Source organism: Koromonas soli (genome assembly GCF_059726265.1).
This window is the reverse complement of sequence record NZ_AP040872.1, coordinates 2,484,427-2,500,192: the sequence shown is the minus strand read 5'-3', so window position 1 is coordinate 2,500,192 and position 15,766 is coordinate 2,484,427. Positions and strand designations below refer to the sequence as shown.

General features: G+C 57.9%; 12 protein-coding genes. 4 read left to right on the top strand and 8 right to left on the bottom strand.

Features of this window, described 5'->3' with window-relative positions; all coding sequences use genetic code 11:
- Positions 1–36 precede the first annotated feature (36 nt).
- The 3 genes from AC6IY8_RS10910 to AC6IY8_RS10900 all read right to left on the bottom strand — a co-directional run bounded on the left by AC6IY8_RS10910 (position 37) and on the right by AC6IY8_RS10900 (position 4,984).
- Positions 37–2,493: an ATP-dependent Clp protease ATP-binding subunit gene (locus AC6IY8_RS10910; protein ID WP_497774488.1), complete on the bottom strand. Its 2,457-nt coding sequence runs from the start codon at positions 2,491–2,493 to the stop codon at positions 37–39.
- A gap of 264 nt (positions 2,494–2,757) precedes the next feature.
- On the bottom strand, positions 2,758–3,480 hold the full coding sequence (locus AC6IY8_RS10905; RefSeq protein ID WP_497774487.1) for an ABC transporter ATP-binding protein: 723 nt from the start codon (positions 3,478–3,480) through the stop codon (positions 2,758–2,760).
- A 193-nt stretch (positions 3,481–3,673) separates the two neighbouring features.
- Positions 3,674–4,984, bottom strand: a complete 1,311-nt coding sequence (locus tag AC6IY8_RS10900; protein ID WP_497774486.1) for an FtsX-like permease family protein — start codon at positions 4,982–4,984, stop codon at positions 3,674–3,676.
- A gap of 131 nt (positions 4,985–5,115) precedes the next feature.
- On the opposite strand from AC6IY8_RS10900, the gene AC6IY8_RS10895 reads away from it, so the two are divergent.
- Complete coding sequence (locus AC6IY8_RS10895) at positions 5,116–5,553, top strand: low affinity iron permease family protein (protein ID WP_497774485.1); 438 nt, start codon at positions 5,116–5,118, stop codon at positions 5,551–5,553.
- 14 nt (positions 5,554–5,567) lie between these two features.
- On the opposite strand, the gene AC6IY8_RS10890 is transcribed toward AC6IY8_RS10895, so the two are convergent.
- Both AC6IY8_RS10890 and AC6IY8_RS10885 read right to left on the bottom strand, forming a co-directional pair.
- A complete protein-coding gene (locus AC6IY8_RS10890; protein WP_497774484.1) occupies positions 5,568–6,149 on the bottom strand; it encodes a methyltransferase family protein in 582 nt (193 codons plus the stop codon).
- The gene (locus AC6IY8_RS10885) at positions 6,146–8,497 is read right to left on the bottom strand and encodes a hypothetical protein (RefSeq protein ID WP_497774483.1); all 2,352 of its coding nucleotides are present in this window, start codon (positions 8,495–8,497) and stop codon (positions 6,146–6,148) included. The genes AC6IY8_RS10890 and AC6IY8_RS10885 overlap by 4 nt, the downstream gene beginning before the upstream one ends.
- 424 nt (positions 8,498–8,921) lie before the next feature.
- Between AC6IY8_RS10885 and AC6IY8_RS10880 the strand changes: the two genes are divergently transcribed.
- Positions 8,922–9,380: a hypothetical protein gene (locus AC6IY8_RS10880; RefSeq protein ID WP_497774481.1), complete on the top strand. Its 459-nt coding sequence runs from the start codon at positions 8,922–8,924 to the stop codon at positions 9,378–9,380.
- Between the two features lie 39 nt (positions 9,381–9,419).
- On the opposite strand, the gene AC6IY8_RS10875 is transcribed toward AC6IY8_RS10880, so the two are convergent.
- Both AC6IY8_RS10875 and AC6IY8_RS10870 read right to left on the bottom strand, forming a co-directional pair.
- Entirely contained in the window at positions 9,420–9,797 is a 378-nt protein-coding gene (locus tag AC6IY8_RS10875) for a hypothetical protein (protein ID WP_497774480.1), read from the bottom strand.
- A gap of 119 nt (positions 9,798–9,916) precedes the next feature.
- The gene (locus AC6IY8_RS10870; RefSeq protein WP_497774479.1) at positions 9,917–11,779 is read right to left on the bottom strand and encodes a SpoIVB peptidase S55 domain-containing protein; all 1,863 of its coding nucleotides are present in this window, start codon (positions 11,777–11,779) and stop codon (positions 9,917–9,919) included.
- A 170-nt stretch (positions 11,780–11,949) separates the two neighbouring features.
- Here AC6IY8_RS10870 and AC6IY8_RS10865 point away from each other — a divergent pair, with 170 nt between their 5' ends.
- Complete coding sequence (locus tag AC6IY8_RS10865; protein WP_497774478.1) at positions 11,950–13,197, top strand: VWA domain-containing protein; 1,248 nt, start codon at positions 11,950–11,952, stop codon at positions 13,195–13,197.
- An 81-nt stretch (positions 13,198–13,278) separates the two neighbouring features.
- Entirely contained in the window at positions 13,279–15,165 is a 1,887-nt protein-coding gene (locus AC6IY8_RS10860; RefSeq protein ID WP_497774477.1) for a CocE/NonD family hydrolase, read from the top strand.
- A gap of 54 nt (positions 15,166–15,219) precedes the next feature.
- Here AC6IY8_RS10860 and AC6IY8_RS10855 read toward each other — a convergent pair whose 3' ends face one another.
- Positions 15,220–15,462, bottom strand: coding sequence for a hypothetical protein (locus AC6IY8_RS10855; protein WP_497774476.1), 243 nt, complete (start codon positions 15,460–15,462; stop codon positions 15,220–15,222).
- Positions 15,463–15,766: the final 304 nt, after the last annotated feature.

Below are 15,766 nucleotides of genomic sequence, written 5' to 3'. Positions count from 1 at the left end.
GAGCGATCCGACGGCGTTGGTTTTTGTGTCGAGCAGTTAGTTGTTGCAGAGCAGAGCGCCATCCGTCTTCTCTTCGCCCACTTCGCGATAGAAGAGCTGATTGTTCTCGAGGTAAACCTCGACGAACGCCGGGCGTGTCTTGATGCTGCCCTGGATCAGTGCCTCCGACAGCGGATCCTCCACATACTTCTGGAGGGCGCGACGCAAAGGACGAGCGCCGTAGCTGCGATCCGTAATGGTCTTTTCCAGAATCCACTTGCGGGCGTCTTCCGTGACCGTGATCGTGATCGCGCGCTGTGCCAGGTTGTGATTCAACTGCGTCACCATGAGCTCGACGATCTGGTTCAGATCCTGCTCGCTCAGGGCGTTGAAGATCACGACTTCATCCAGACGATTGAGGAATTCTGGATTGAAGGTCTTCTTGACCTCGCTCCGCACCATCTCCTCGACCTTCTCGCTGATGTTCTCGTCTTTGTTGGACGAGAATCCCAGACCTTCGCGCTTGATCATGTGCCTTGCACCGATGTTGGAGGTCATGATCAGGATGACGTTCTTGAAGTCCACGGTATTTCCGAGACCATCCGTCAACTGACCGTCTTCAAAGACCTGCAACAGAATGTTGAACACATCCGGGTGCGCCTTCTCGATTTCATCAAGCAGCACCACCGAATACGGTGCACGCTTCACGCGCTCGGTAAGCTGACCACCCTCTTCGTAACCCACATATCCCGGAGGCGAGCCGATCAACTTGCTGACCGAATGCTTTTCCATGTACTCCGACATATCAAAGCGAATCAGGCTCTTCTCGCTGCCGAACATGAACTGAGCCAAGGTTCTCGCGGCTTCGGTTTTGCCGACGCCGGTCGGGCCAAGGAACAGGAATGAGCCAATCGGACGCGCCGGGCTCTTGAGTCCCGCACGCGAGCGGCGGATAGCGCGGGCGAGGGCCGAAATCGCCTTCGACTGCGAGATCACGCGCTTGTGCAGTTCCTCTTCAATGCGCAACAGCTTTGCCGACTCTTCTTCCTTGATGGCCGCTACCGGAACTCCCGTCCAGCGCGACACTACTTCTTCGATGTCCTCGCGTTGCACGATGCCCGTGGAGCTTTCATCCAGGTGGAACTTTTCGCGCAGAGCACGCAGGTTCTCGCGCTCCTTGCGTTCCTCGTCGGAGTAGAAGCGAGCCTTTTCAAATTCATGGTTCGCGATGGCGTTTTCCATGCGATGAACGATGAACTTGATCCGCTTCTGCACCTCGGTAATCTCTTCCGGCAGAGCCGACTGGCGCAACTTCACGCGAGCACCTGCCTCGTCGATAAGATCGATCGCCTTATCTGGCAGGAAGCGATCCGGAATGTACCGGTTCGAATGCGACACCGCAAAGTTGATCGACTCGTCCGTGTAGCTGACCGCGTGGAACTTTTCGTAGCGATCCTTGATGCCCATCAGGATCTTGATCGAGTCGTTCTCATTTGGCGGCGGCACCTTCACGGCCTGGAAGCGGCGCTCAAGCGAGCGATCTTTCTCAATCGACTTGCGATACTCACCGGGCGTCGTTGCACCGATGCACTGAATCTCGCCACGCGACAGAGCCGGCTTCAGGATGTTGGCCGCGTCCAGCGAGCCTTCCGCCGAACCCGCGCCCACCAGCGTATGCAACTCGTCGATGAAAATGATGGAGTTCTGATTTTCGATCAGCTCCTTCATGATCGTCTTGAGCCGCTCTTCGAACTGGCCGCGATACTTCGTACCGGCCACGATCAGCGAAAGATCGAGTGCCAGCACGCGCTTGTCGGCGAGGAACGACGGAACCTCACCGTCAGCGATTCGTTGCGCCAGTCCTTCGACGATAGCCGTCTTACCCACGCCGGGTTCGCCGATAAGCACCGGATTGTTCTTGGTGCGGCGGCACAGAATCTGAATCGTACGGTCCACTTCGCCATCGCGACCCACGAGCGGGTCGAGTTGGTTCTCCATCGCGGCCTGCGTCAGGTCGCGCGAGAACTCCGCGAGCAACGAAGACTCGCGGTTAGCGGCGCGTTGTGGTTGTTGCTGCACCTTTTCCTGCGTCGTGCGCTGCAATTCCTCGCGAATGGCGGCAAGCTTCAGCCCGCGCTCTGCAAGGATCTCCGCTGCGAAGCACTTTTCTTCGCGCAGCAGACCCAGCAGCAGATGCTCAGTGCCAATATGCTTATGGCTGAGCCGCTCGGCTTCTTCTGAAGCGTAGGCCAGCACTCGCTTGCACTCATTGCTGAGCGGCAGATCGACGCTGGTCGAAACCTTTTCGCGTATCGTCGTGTGGGCTTCAATTTGCTTGCGGATCGAGTCCACCGACGAGTGCTGGCGTAGGAAGCGGTTGGTCAGCGCCTTGTCTTCGCGCAGCAGACCCAGCAGCAGGTGCTCCGTCTCAATATACGGAGAGCCAAACTGGCTGGCTTCATAACGTGCGAAGAAAATCACGCGCCTTGCTTTTTCGGTGTACCGTTCGAACATTTTGTATCTCCAAGCCCCTCCGCCCCGGCCATTACCGGTGACGGGAGACTTTCTCCCTGCCCCACCCCTGGTGCCAACGGAGAACCAATCCTCCGGGGACCGTGACAGAATCCGCTTCCGGACTCCGACCGAACGGCGAAAATGCCGATCGGAAAAATACTACACCCTGTCTTTCTGCTGCCGCGAAAACCTGCGGCCAGTGTTACCTTGCTCCGCTGTTCGTGAGTGTTACGCCACTATGCCACCAACTGACCCGTAAGACAATTAACCCGAAGAGGACGATAACGACTCGGGTTTAACTTCGGTAATATTGCCGCCCTGCAACGAAAGAATGCGACCGCAACGCCGAGCGAACGCCAGATTGTGCGTGACAATGATCGACGTCAGCCGGTAATCGGCGTGAAGCCTCGATATCAATTCGAATACCGACTCCGCCGTACGATTATCGAGATCGCCGGTTGGCTCATCTGCCAGCAACATCCTCGGAGACGTCACTAGCGCCCTTGCCAGCGAAACCCTTTGTTGTTCGCCGCCGGAAAGCTCTCCCGCCCGATGATGAGCGCGATCGGAAAGCCCGACCTCGTCCAACCATTTGGCGGCCTCCGCCTCGGCCTTTCGCCGGTTTTCGCCGCGAAGATACAAAGGCATCGCCACATTCTCCAGCGCCGTAAACTCGGGAAGCAGGTAATGAAACTGCCATACGTACCCGATCTGACGATTGCGAAATTCGGCGGCGGCGACCTCGGACAACGAACTCAGCCGGATGTCGCTGAAAAAAACCTCGCCGGAACTAGCCTTGTCGAGCGCGCCCAGAATGTGCAGCAATGATGACTTTCCTGCCCCACTCTGGCCCACGATCGCCAGCATTTCGCCTTCACGAACCCGGAAAGACAGGTTGTCAAAGAGCACAAGGTCTGTTGTCCCTGACAGATAGACCTTGCGAAGACCCTCGACTCGGAGGATCTCGTCTTTAGGTATTGGATGCACCCTACGTTCTCCCTGGTGCAAATTCAAAACAGCGCAAACGATTGTTTTTACTGGTGAACTTGCGGCTTCTTTTCTGGACCGTCCTGCCTGCCAGATCATTAGACCACGACGGAGAGCTCGGGTTTCCGCGATGTTGCTGCTCTGCCGGGCTCCGCACAATCGGTATTAGTCCCTACTTTCGCGATTTGGCCCGCTACTCGTAACGCAGAGCCTCGGCCGGAAGCACGCGCGCCGCCGACTGCGACGGGTAAACCGTTGCTATGAAGCTGATTGCCAACGACACAATTGCCACCAGCACCGCGTCTGTCACCCGTGGCACAAAAGGTACATAGTCGATGGCGTAAACCTCGGCCGACAGTGTGATCCAGTGATAATGACCGGCGAGCACCGCCGTCGTGCAGCCCACTACAAGGCCCAGAGCTGTACCGATAATCCCGATCAGCAGTCCCTGCCAGATGAAGATTCGCCGCACCTGCTCCCGCCGTGCGCCCATTGAGACCAGCACTGCGATGTCGCGGGTTTTTTCCATCACCATCATGATCAGCGAGATCAGGATGTTAAGCGCCGCCACGAAGACGATCAACCCGATGGTGATGAACGTAACCACCCGCTCCAGCCGCAGTGCGCGGAACAATGCGCGGTTCTGGTCCATCCAATTCGTCGTCTGGAAGCCCTTTCCGGCGGCGGCTTCGATATCGCGGCCGATGGCGCCAGCTTTGTAGATATCGTCCACCTTGAATTCCAGCACGCTGGCGATATCCCCAAGACTGAATAGCTGCTGTGAGTCGGTCAGCGAACAAAGCGCCCAGGTCGAGTCGTAATCATAGAACCCGGACTGGAATACCCCGGCCACCTTGAAGCGCATGTAGCGCGGCACCATCCCAAAAGGCGTCAGCTCACCTTGGGGACTCGTTACAAGCACAACCGAGCCGACTGTCGCTCCCAGATTCTGCGCCAGGTCCTTGCCAAGCACGATGGGTGGCATGGCTGCGACGCGGTCGGCGGCACCCTGCAGGGAAGAAGGATCGGCGTCATTCGCCACGGGCTGCGCTGCCGATTTCAGACTCCGCTCCTGCGAATCCGTCAGTGGCTGGGCGCTGCCTTCGCGCACGGTGTTCAGTAGCGCGGTGACCCGTCTCTCGTCGGCGGGAACGATGCCTTTCAGGACGGCTCCATTCGCCTGTGCTCCCCGCGAGATCAGCACCTGCTCATACACCGCCGGAGCGGCTGCCTGCACATGTGGAACCTTTTCGAGCCGCTGTTGCAGAGCCGCGTAGTCGTGGATGCCGTCGTTCTCAACGCGCATCAGGTTAACGTGCGAAGTGGAGCCGAGCAGGCGCTGCTGCATGTCTTCGCGGAAACCGTTGTTGATGGCCAGGGCGATAATGAGCGATGCGACTCCGGCGGCGACGCCGAGAACCGAAATGGCGGTTATGACTCCAATCACCGCCTGACGGCGCTTAGCGCGAAGGTAACGGGCGGCGATGAATATCTCAAAACGCATGATTCATTATAGAAGCTGGACACGAGCTTGACTGCAACGCACCCGGCTAGGCAACTTTCCGCGACTACTGTACCTTCTCTCACTGAATGCCAAAGTTTAGCGATCAAGAGGTCAGTGATCAGAAGCCGCCGATGCCCGACTCCTCCAGTCCTAAGTACAGCTTTTCGCGCTTTGCTGCCGATGCCTCGGCCGTCATGGGATCGAGTTCAGTGTTCATCGTTGCGGTCGTGGGTGTCATCTTGTGGGCGGTCACGGGCCCATATTTCCACTATTCTGATGGCTGGCAGCTCGCAATCAACACTTCGACCACAATTATCACGTTCCTCATGGTGTTCCTGATTCAGAATACTCAGAACCGGGATGCGCGTGCCCTTCACCTGAAACTGGATGAGATCATCCGCTCGCACAATCTCGCCCACAACGAAATGATCAACATTGAGAAGCTAAGCGATGCGGAACTCGAGGAGCTGGCCAGCTACTATCAGAAGATTCGTCTTGCCTGCGATCAGCGCTCGGCTAATCGTGAGCGCGAGAGTCTGGGAGCTGATATTCCCCGCATCAATAAGTGATTTGCCTGCGCTCGTCAGCTTCGCGGCAGAGGAATGATAGCCGGAGTCCTCCTGCGATAGTTCTCCCATACCGCACCGAAGCGAGCATGCAGTTCGCGTTCTTCGAAGCTGACCATGATCGCCCCGGACACCAGTGCAAAGACGAACAGTGCCCAGCATGCGACCGTCCCGGCGCCCACCGCAAATCCCAGCATCGTGCAAACATGTCCCAGGTACATGGGATGACGCACGATGCGGTGGACTCCAAACGTGATCAGCTCATTCGCGTGTTTCTCTGGTTCCAGCTCATGCCGTCCGATCACGCGCAGCAGCGATAGATCGCGGGTTGCATTGACATACATGAATATGGAGACTGCCCACAACGGCGGCGCCGCCCACCAACCTCTTGCACTTTCGTAGAGCATCGCATCGCGCCACGGATACGACAGTGCCCACGCCACGCACCACATCGCCATCCATAGCGGCCCAAGTACGGCGAGCTTGCGTCGTGCCCTGCGCCAGCGACCAGCGAAAGGATGCACCGCCATCCAGTACGCAGGAATCGTGGCGTAGATACCGCAGGCGAGCCAGGAGGCAAGCCGCAGGACATGCATCATCGGCGTCCACCTGCTCGCACTACAACCTTCGCCGTGCCTACGTTGTCTGCGCGGTCGTAAGCACGCACCACCACAACGTGCTCCTCTGTCGCTGCCGTGCGGCGCGCTGCCGACTGTTCCGCTGCAGAGGGAGCAGCCGATGGCGATCCTGATTCGACGCTCTCCTGTGCCGCTATGCTCGTGTTGCGGGGAATTGGAATCGTGAAATCGTAATTCTCGGTCACCGAGTCGGAGATGCCGCCCACCGGCGCAACAAACTGCCACTCCCCGGCGTCCACCGAAAATTCGGCACGTCGGATGATCGAGTAGTTGTCGCTGGCGCGGAAAGTGACGTGCAGCCCCGTCTCATCAATGCGTGCTGCAAGTCCGCCAATCACCGGCGGAGTGTTATCGACATCGAACGTAGAGCTTTCCCGCGCTCCTGTCAGGAACTCTTCGGGCGAGTGCGAAGGCGCATCGCTGGCGACGATGCGAAGCGTATAGCGGCCATCCGGCAGCAGCCCGCTTTCGAATGAATAGAATTTATCGGCCAGTCCCGATTTCAGTAACTGCCAGCGGCTCTCATTCTCCCCGCGGTAGTAAACCGAATAGCTGAGCTGATCGTCATTATTGTCCTGGGCGCTCCACCGCACCGCAATCGACTCGCGGTCGCGCTGTGGCTGCGTACCTGCTGCGGTGCTCGACTGCGAATTCGGCGCTGTGTCCGGTTCTGAACTGTCAATGTCGTTCACCATTCGCGGATTCTGCTGAAACCTGTGGCCCACGAAAACAGTGACGTCGTCCACCTCGGGCGCGACGTTCTTCGGCAGATAGTTGAGTGTCACCGATTCCACCAGCGGCCACGGACGCCCCGAATGCAGCACAACGCGCCATTGCACGAACCGCGCAGCAGGGGTTTGCAGCGTGGCGTTTCGTGTCAGGTCGATCTTCTGCCACGGGCTCCAGTTTCTGTCGGGATTATCGACGTTTCCGCTACGCGCAAAAAGTTCTATGTTGCCGCTGGCGCGAAGTTCGGCGCGCCCCCAGCGCGAGAAGATCTTTCCATCGAAAACATCGCTGTCATATGTGCCTTCATGTTCCGCGGACTCTTCCAGCAGGAACAGCTTTCCCAAGTTGCTTGTCGCCGCCCACAATCCGCCATTGGGAGCCGCGGCAAATCCGATAATCTGGTTCGCGCTCGCGCGCAGCAGGTCGGTGAACTGCGACTCCCCAATGGAGAGCGCATAGATCTTTCCTTTGTTCCCGGTTCCCGCCAGCAGGCGTCCGGCCGAATCAAACGCGAGGGCATACACAAGGTCGTCGTTCGAGTGCCATATGCGACGTGGCGAGCCATCGGGCGCAATCCGATACACCTCCGAGCCCGTGCTCCCAACTCCCGGCGCCGGGAGCTGCGCAATGGCCGTGATCGTCGGTGCCTGATTCGTTTGCGGCTGCGAAGCTGAAGCCGGAGTGCTGCTCTTCGTGCGCTTGTCTCCGGCGGCAGCGGCATAGATGTTTCCCTGCGCGTCGAGAGTTAGCGCCGTGATCTCTTTCTTTGGCGCGCTGTAGAGCACAAAAGCTTCCGCCGCAGGCGAGATGCGATATACGAGTCCGGACCCGTCTGATCCGGCAATCAGGTTTCCTGACTTATCGAACACGATGGAACGGATGTGTGCCTCATCGCTTTTGAAGAACAGTGAACCGTTCCCATTCGGATCGACGCGATAGATCTCGCCTCGATCGCCGGTCGCGATATATAGCCGGTTCTGCGCATCCAGAGCCAGCGCCCAAATGTACTTTGTGTGCGGCTCAAAAAATACGCTGGCCGTGTAATCAGGATCGAGCGCCAGCTTCGGTGCCTCTGCTGCCGGAGAGTTCGGTGCCGTCGGATTCTTCGCCGCCGCAGCCTGGGCAGCCGAGTTCTTCTGCGACTTGCCTGGTGCGGTTGGTCGTGCAGAGGAGGTGCGTTGTATGCGATAGATCTTGCCATCCGGCGACGTGGCGGCATAGATCGTGCCATCGCGAGCCACAGCGATTGCCTGCACTTCCAGTTCGGCAGGTTGCAATAAGGTCGTCAGCTGCCCTTGTGGGCTAATGCGATAGACGCGTGCAGGCGCTCCGGTCGCAGCCAGCAGATTGCCGTCCATATCGCTGGCCACTGACCAGATATAAGTGGAAGGAGTCGTGGTGATTGCCCTAAATGCTGGTGCGAGTTCCAGCACGCCATCGCTGCGGATCGCCACTCCATGCGATGTGCCCTTCTCGAACTCATCGAAAGACGATTGCTCCCATGTGCGCGTTGTTTGGGCGTGAGCCGTGAGGCAGAACAGCAGGAGCAGTGAACCAGGCAGCGTATTGAGAGATTTCATTCGCGAACTATTCATCGATCGAGGGTGTTGGAAAGAGTAGCAGAGGCGCGTCACGTGGAAAAGCGATGGCCCCAGAAAGGAATATCTACGAATTGAGCGCACCTCAGGTCCCAGCTCCTCACATCCCTTTGCCTGTCTGGCATAAGCATGCGGTTTTTCACGCGCTCGCTGGTGCACCCTTCCGATGCCAACGCACATCCCCTTCTAAACGTCGATTCTGCTGAACCGGAGTTTCTCAATCACTCCCGGAGGTGATTACAGTCACCGACACAAAAGTGCTACATCGGTATAACTTCACGCCTGGTGATAGTCGGTTCCGGACACTGCCATCCGCCAAGTTGTTGAGGCGGACGGCCTCGTTCTCTAGCCCTTCTTCCGTGGGAGCTCGCCTGCTTCAGGGGTTCCCGGAACAGAGAGGCCACAAATGCGCGCAACTCTTTCAGGGTTCGTCGTGCACGTCTTGGAGCGTCGTCTTCGGCTGTGGGGAGCGGTTATCGCGACCGCGTTTCTCTTTGGGATATTTGAGTTCCTGGTATCGCGTTGGCTGCTCGATGTAAACATCGCGCCCAATTTGCATGCGGCACTACAAGCCGCGATCGTAGGGCTCTTTGCAGGGTTTGCGTTATTACTCTTCCTGCTTGGATTGCTCGAACGGCGCAGAATCCTCGCCGACGAGCTGCGTCGAGTTGCCGAACTGAATCACGCCATTCGCAATTCGCTGGAAGTGATCGTGTTGGCGCACTACGGTGAACGTGATTGCGAGCACAAGGCCATCGTGCTGGATTGCACTACCCGAATCGATCAGACTCTGAAGCAACTATTCCCGGCGGCTGCTCAAAATCCGGCAAGAGACATACCGGACAGAATGAAGTTGAACAACTGACGCAATGCGAGCCCGCGCTGCGACGCGGGCTCATCCAGCCTAGCGGCGCCTGCCAAAACCTTCCTGATATCCCTGTTCGTAACCTGACCTATAGTCGCGCTTGTATTCGCCTCGGTTACCAAAATCGTCGCGATATCCGCGATCCGGATGCTTGTACCCTGGGCCGTAGTGCCAGCGCCGATGCGCAGCGGCATCATCGCGACCGTCGTTGAATCCATCGCGGAAGCCTTGCCGGTATCCTGGGCGACGTCCTTCGAAGCGCTTATCGTGTTCCCAGTCATGGTCTCGATCGCGGTCATGATCGCGGTCGCGTGGTGCTTCCTGCGGGTAGCTCGACGGGCCCACGTACTGTGCCATTGCTGAGAGAGGCAGCAATGTGAAGCAAAGGAGTGGAACTATGATCCAGCGTGCTTTCATCAGTCCTCCAGGCGCATGCGACATGGCATCGCAGCGCTTGACTTAGGATGCCTTCGCTGGAGGGTGGGTTCTCCCGAAACCGACAAAGCAGTTTCGGTTCAAGCATGGGTTTGTTCGCTTTACCGGACGTTTACGGTGATCACCTGCGCCCCGCTGATCACGTAACCCATGGGAGCCGAAGATTCGCTCACGCTCGATTCTCCTACGAGCACCATGTCCTGCGTACCGCGCATGCCTTCCATCACGTTCATCACGGAAACCGGCAACGTAGGCATCACCTTATCGCCAACCTGTGCCTGCGGACTTGCTTCGAGCAGCGAGACATAAAGGCTCGAGTTCGAGTGCTCTTTATTCAACAGTGCAATGGTCGATGCAAGATCGTAGTTGCGCGCGAACCCCGCAACCGGTCGGCGTCCTTTGTCGAGCGTGTCTCCATCCGACACCAGGATGCGCAACACACCGCGTGGTGTCGATGTCGGAATGCGCACCGGAATCTGCCGCACCATGCGTTCGCCGCGATAGGGACGAAGCACGGTCTCCACCATGATTTCATCGCCCGGTCTTGCTTCGGTGACGTCGGTACGTGCCGTCTCGAGTCGTGCGACACGACGCTCAGGGACAAGATCAATATCGAAGACTACGCCCGTGATGTCCGGACGCGCATACGGATTCTCGAAGATGCGGCTGAAGCGATCGCCCAGCGACATCGCTATGGCTGAGGCCGTCGGGTTCTGCCCGTCCGCGGGCGCATACATGTTGTTGATCTGCAGCTTCGGGAACCCGGCTACGCTGATTGCCCCTGCGACGCGGAACGTGGTGTCCTCACCATACTCGTTGATTCCCTGAATGGCGTTGTACACGCTGCTCATCATCACCACTGGAGTCAGGCGCGCATTGTTCATGACTTCCATGTGATAGCTGCGAGGATGCGGGATGCCATGGAAGTTGATCGTGACCGGGATCATCTCGGGAGCCTTGCCAAAGCGTCCCAGGATGCCCGTATGGCGGTCCTGCACAAAGGAACCGATCGTTTCAGTAGTCGTCGCAATCTTGAATGCGTTGGAAGTTGACGGCAGAGTAGCAAGCACGGTCGATTTCGTCATCGGCATCTGCACCTGGCCGAAGTTGAGGAACGGGTGGCCGCAGGCGAGCAGATGATTTGCGTCGATATAGGTAACGGTGCATGTGGCTGCAATATCCATATCACCACGCACCAGCACAGCTCCCACAGATGAGCCAGGCTCAATCGCCTCCGGCTGCGGTGCATCGCTGCTTGATCCTGCTCCCATCACCGGAACGACTCCAGCAGAGGCAAACTGCGGAGCAAAGCGCCGGATGGTCTCTTCGCTGAAGCCGTTGAACACCAGTGGAGTCTCAATCGGCTTGAGGTATTGCGCCATCGACGCCAGCGGAAGTGCTGCCTGCTCTCCGGGGCCGCCTGACTGTTTCGCACTCGCGCCTGCGCTGGTCTGTTCAGAGATGGCATCGGCTATGGAGGAAGATCGGTCGAACTCATTGATCTCGAGCATGGACTGGATTGGAGTCACACCGCCGATCGGTTCTTTGCTGAACTCTCCGATGCGATATGCCAAAGCGCCCACCAGCTTGCCATCGATGTACACCGGACTTCCGCTCATTCCCGCCACAACTCCGGTGTATTCAGCCTTTGCACCCGTGAGTCGCACGAGTATTACGTCGCCCTTCGGCCCGGCCATGTTGCGCAGGATTCCGAGCACCGTCACGCCCATCTTCTCGGGCTTCGTGCCTTGAAATACCGTGTACGCCTCGCCCGTCATTCCGATCTTGATCTCGGAAAGTGGCATGGTCGGCACGCTCAGTCGCTCTGCTGTCTGCGTTCGAGATGCGGTCTGCTGTGCTTGCACAGCAAAAGGAACCGCGGAAAGGGTCGCAGCTAATACTACCCGCGAGACAACCCGCAGAAGATGTTTGGAAGGTGACGAGGGTGGGCCCGCACTGCACATGGCTTGATACTCCTCAGGAGATCACGTTTGATGACCTTCCTGCTTGCCAGTTCTTGCTTACTTCGACTTGCGAACCCCGAAGCAGCGCGCGACTGAGTTCGTGATATGCAGAAAAAGTTGCATCTATAATACCAAAGACTCTGCTGGAGTCTTCCGGGGAACCACATATCATGCCCGTACGAAATCGCCTTACTTCCGGGGTTGTGCAACTTAGTTCCTTGCTCGGGTTGGCGTTGGTTGCTGCCTGCCTCACCCTGTCCCCTGGAACCTTGGCTGCGCAAAGTACAGCATCGACCCAGGACTCGAGTTCCAGCGGTCAGGCGCAGAATCCGAACAAGCAGCAGGCGCCGCCCGAAGCTGGAGGCCCGCAGAGCGACACTGGCCCCTACGCCATTCCCAAGGTCAATCCCGACCGTCAGCCGGCCAAGCCCACTCCGCCGCCCGCGCCAAAGCCCACTGAAGGTATGCCGAGCTATTCCATTAACGTCGATGTTCCCCTCGTCACGGTGGACGCGCTCGTGCTGACCAAGGACGGCCAGTTCATTCCCGGGCTGCAGAAGCAGCATTTCCGAGTTCTTGAAGATAACGTCGCTCAGCCCATCCAGACCTTTGGACTCACCAAAGGCGGATTCACAGCGGTTCTGCTGGTCGAGTTTGCGTCCACTCCGGCGTTTCAGGTGAGCCGTAGGCAGTTTCTCTATGACGCACTTCGCGCCTCGTACGCATTCACCGACCAATTGGACAAGAACGACTATGTTGCTGTGATTCAGTACGACATGAAGTCCAGCATCCTGGTGGACTTCACCAACGACAAGCAGGCCATCTACGGTGCGCTGAACACTCTTCGCATCCCTGGCTTCAGCGAAACTAATCTTTTCGACGCGCTGTACGACACGCTGGACCGGCTCGAGCGCATTGAGGGACGCAAAGAGATTATTCTCGTCAGCAGCGGAGTGGACACCTTCAGCCGTATCAACTACGACAAGATTCTCAAGAAGATCAAAGCCACGCCCAACGTGACAATCTACACCATCAGCACCGGATTCCTATGGCGCACCTACATGGAAGCGCACAGCAGTGGCGGCATGGGGTCCTCGATTCGCGAGCTCAACTACCTCCAGGCTGACAACCAGATGAGCACGTTCGCCAAGATGACAGGCGGGCGCTGGTTCAATCCGCGTTTTGAGGCCGAGTTGCCCGAAGACTTCCGCGAAATCGCCGCCGCCGTGCGCAACCAGTACACCATTACGTATCGCCCCACCAACCAGAAACTCGACGGAACCTACCGCAAGCTCAAGGTTGAACTCGTGCAGCCGGGAACCGACAAGCCCCTGATCGTAAAAGATCAGCGCGGCAAGGACGTAAAGCCCATCCTGCTTTATCGTGAAGGCTACACCGCCCGCCACGAAGTCGAGTAGGGAATTGCCGAATCGATTTACGAGAGCGGCCCGCAGTGGCCGCTTTCCATTGCCATAAACTCAAATCTTCAGAGGTGAGTATTGCGTAAGCTTTCCGGATTTGCCCTGCTGTTTTCTGCTCTGCTTCTGCTGTGCTCTGTCTGCCTCGCGCAAGAAGCGCCGTCCTACGATCTCCGCCAGCATTACACCAAGTACGAGTACCGCATTCCGATGCGCGACGGCGTTCATCTCTTCACCGCCGTGTATGTACCCAAAGATCAGTCGCAGGCGTGGCCATTTCTTATCTCGCGCACTCCTTACGGCATCGTCCCTTATGGCCCGGACAACTATCCTCCGCGGGTTGCGCCCACGGAACTGATGACCGCCGGATACATCTTCGTCGCGCAGGATGTTCGTGGCCGCAACATGAGCGAGGGCCAGTTTGTCGAGGAATCTCCGCACAAGGACAACAAAGGTCCGAAGGACGTCGATGAGACGACCGACATGCACGACACGGTCGAGTGGCTGCTGAAGAATGTGCCCAACAACAATGGACGCGTCGGCATCTGGGGCATTTCCTATCCCGGCTTCTATACCGCGGCCAGCATCATCGATTCCCACCCCGCAATCAAGGCTGCATCGCCCCAGGCTCCCATGGTCAATCTCTACAAGGGAGATGACGCCTACCATAACGGTGCGTTCATGCTGGCGGGCAACTTCGAGTTTTATACCTTCTTCTTCCCGCAGAAGAATCCCACCACCGAGCGCCGGGGCCCAGAGATGAAGTTCGGCACCAGCAACGGTTACGACTTCTATCTGAACGCTGGTCCCCTGCAACAACTGGAAAGCAAGTACCTGAAAGGTTCCAACCCGCTCTGGAACGAGCAGGTCGAGCACTCGACCTACGACGGCCATTGGAAGGAGCGCGATCTGGCTCCTCGCATGAAGAACGTGCATTGCGCCGTGCTTACCGTCGGCGGATGGTTCGACGCCGAAGACCTCCAAGGCCCGCTCTCGCTTTATCGAGCCATCGGCACCCTGAATCCCAACACGGTCAACCTGCTCGTCGAGGGACCATGGGTGCACGGCGGGTGGTCACGACTCGATGGCCACAAACTAGGTAACGCAGATTTCGCGCAGAACACCGGAGAGTTTTTCCGAGCTCACATCCTGCTGCCATTCTTCGAAAAGTACCTGAAGGACAAGACCGCCGAAGAGCTACCCAAAGCGTACGTATTCGAAACCGGAACCAACGTCTGGCGCAAATATGACGCCTGGCCTCCGCGCAAGGCCACAAAGCGCATGCTTTACCTGCAGGCGGGGAACAAGCTGGCCTTTGATGCGCCTTCGGCGGGCAAGCCCTTTGATGAATACGTGAGCGACCCAGCCAAGCCCGTACCCTACGTGGGATACCAGACATTCGCGGTTCCTTCCGAATACATGGTGAGCGATCAACGCTTTGCCGCCACTCGTTCTGACGTCGAGGTTTACCAGAGCGATGTGCTGGAGCGCGATGTGACCATCGCTGGCCCGGTCGCGCCCAAGCTGTTTGTCTCCACCTCGGGCACCGACTCGGATTTCATCGTCAAGCTGATCGATGTTTATCCAGCGCACGACCTCGAAGAGCAGGATCGCCGCGGGCAGAAGGACGTAGGCGTGCCCGAAAACGACCTCGCCGGATGGCAGCAGTTAATTCGAGGCGAGCCCTTCCGCGGCAAGTTCCGCCACAGCTTCGAGAGGCCGGAAGCGTTCACCCCGGGCAAGGTCGAAGAGATCGACTTTACCATGCCCGACGTCAACCACACGTTCCGTCGCGGCCATCGCATCATGGTTCAGGTGCAGAGCACCTGGTTTCCGCTGATAGATCTGAATCCGCAAACGTTTGTTGAAATTCCGAAAGCGAAGCCCAAGGACTTCCATCCTGCAACCGAGCGCATTTATCACGAGCCCGGACACGCCTCAGGGCTGGAAGTGCAGGTGTTGGAGTAGTTCGATCCCATCCGGCGGTCTAAAGCCGCCGGGTGTGGAGGATCAAGAAGGGAACTAGCAGTGGTGGATTGCCGTGTAGCTGCTGCTGGGAACGCGGCCGCCCTCGGTGATTCCGGCGATCAGGTCTCGAACCTCATTGCGAGCTTCTGCCTCCGCCAGCTCCTGTGTGGGCGCGTGGCCCCAGGAGATAAGTTCGTCCGGATTATCCTTCCAGCAAATCATCCAGTGAAACCGCATCTTCTTGCGGCACGGTTCCGACTGGATCGAGACCACATATCGATCTTGTTGCTTTTCCATTGAGTGCGCCCCACCGTAAATTCGGTCATTCTCAAGCCGCACAATGCAGCCCGGCCCATATTGTTCGCGGTTCCTCTATCATAACAGCTTCGGCGCGATGTGCCCTCTGCCGGGATCATCTCCACCGTGTAAGGAACTCTCGCCCTTGTACATTTTGCCCTGCTCTGCTGCGCGTCCAAGCCGTGTCTCTGCTCTGTGCTTGATCTCAACTGCGCAGCTTGCAATCACTTGCAAGCACCTGCCGGAAAATTCGTTTGTGGAACGGAAACTGCTCTGCTGTTTGTTGAAGTTGTAAGAAGGTCGA

What these genes read in the sequence shown, in the direction of transcription:
- AC6IY8_RS10910 (WP_497774488.1), bottom strand. Translation starts at nt 2,493, where the DNA reads ATGTTCGAACGGTACACCGAAAAAGCAAGGCGCGTGATTTTCTTCGCA.
- AC6IY8_RS10900 (WP_497774486.1), bottom strand. Translation starts at nt 4,984, where the DNA reads ATGCGTTTTGAGATATTCATCGCCGCCCGTTACCTTCGCGCTAAGCGC.
- AC6IY8_RS10895 (WP_497774485.1), top strand. Translation starts at nt 5,116, where the DNA reads ATGCCCGACTCCTCCAGTCCTAAGTACAGCTTTTCGCGCTTTGCTGCC.
- AC6IY8_RS10890 (WP_497774484.1), bottom strand. Translation starts at nt 6,149, where the DNA reads ATGATGCATGTCCTGCGGCTTGCCTCCTGGCTCGCCTGCGGTATCTAC.
- AC6IY8_RS10885 (WP_497774483.1), bottom strand. Translation starts at nt 8,497, where the DNA reads ATGAAATCTCTCAATACGCTGCCTGGTTCACTGCTCCTGCTGTTCTGC.
- AC6IY8_RS10880 (WP_497774481.1), top strand. Translation starts at nt 8,922, where the DNA reads ATGCGCGCAACTCTTTCAGGGTTCGTCGTGCACGTCTTGGAGCGTCGT.
- AC6IY8_RS10875 (WP_497774480.1), bottom strand. Translation starts at nt 9,797, where the DNA reads ATGAAAGCACGCTGGATCATAGTTCCACTCCTTTGCTTCACATTGCTG.
- AC6IY8_RS10870 (WP_497774479.1), bottom strand. Translation starts at nt 11,779, where the DNA reads ATGTGCAGTGCGGGCCCACCCTCGTCACCTTCCAAACATCTTCTGCGG.
- AC6IY8_RS10865 (WP_497774478.1), top strand. Translation starts at nt 11,950, where the DNA reads ATGCCCGTACGAAATCGCCTTACTTCCGGGGTTGTGCAACTTAGTTCC.
- AC6IY8_RS10855 (WP_497774476.1), bottom strand. Translation starts at nt 15,462, where the DNA reads ATGGAAAAGCAACAAGATCGATATGTGGTCTCGATCCAGTCGGAACCG.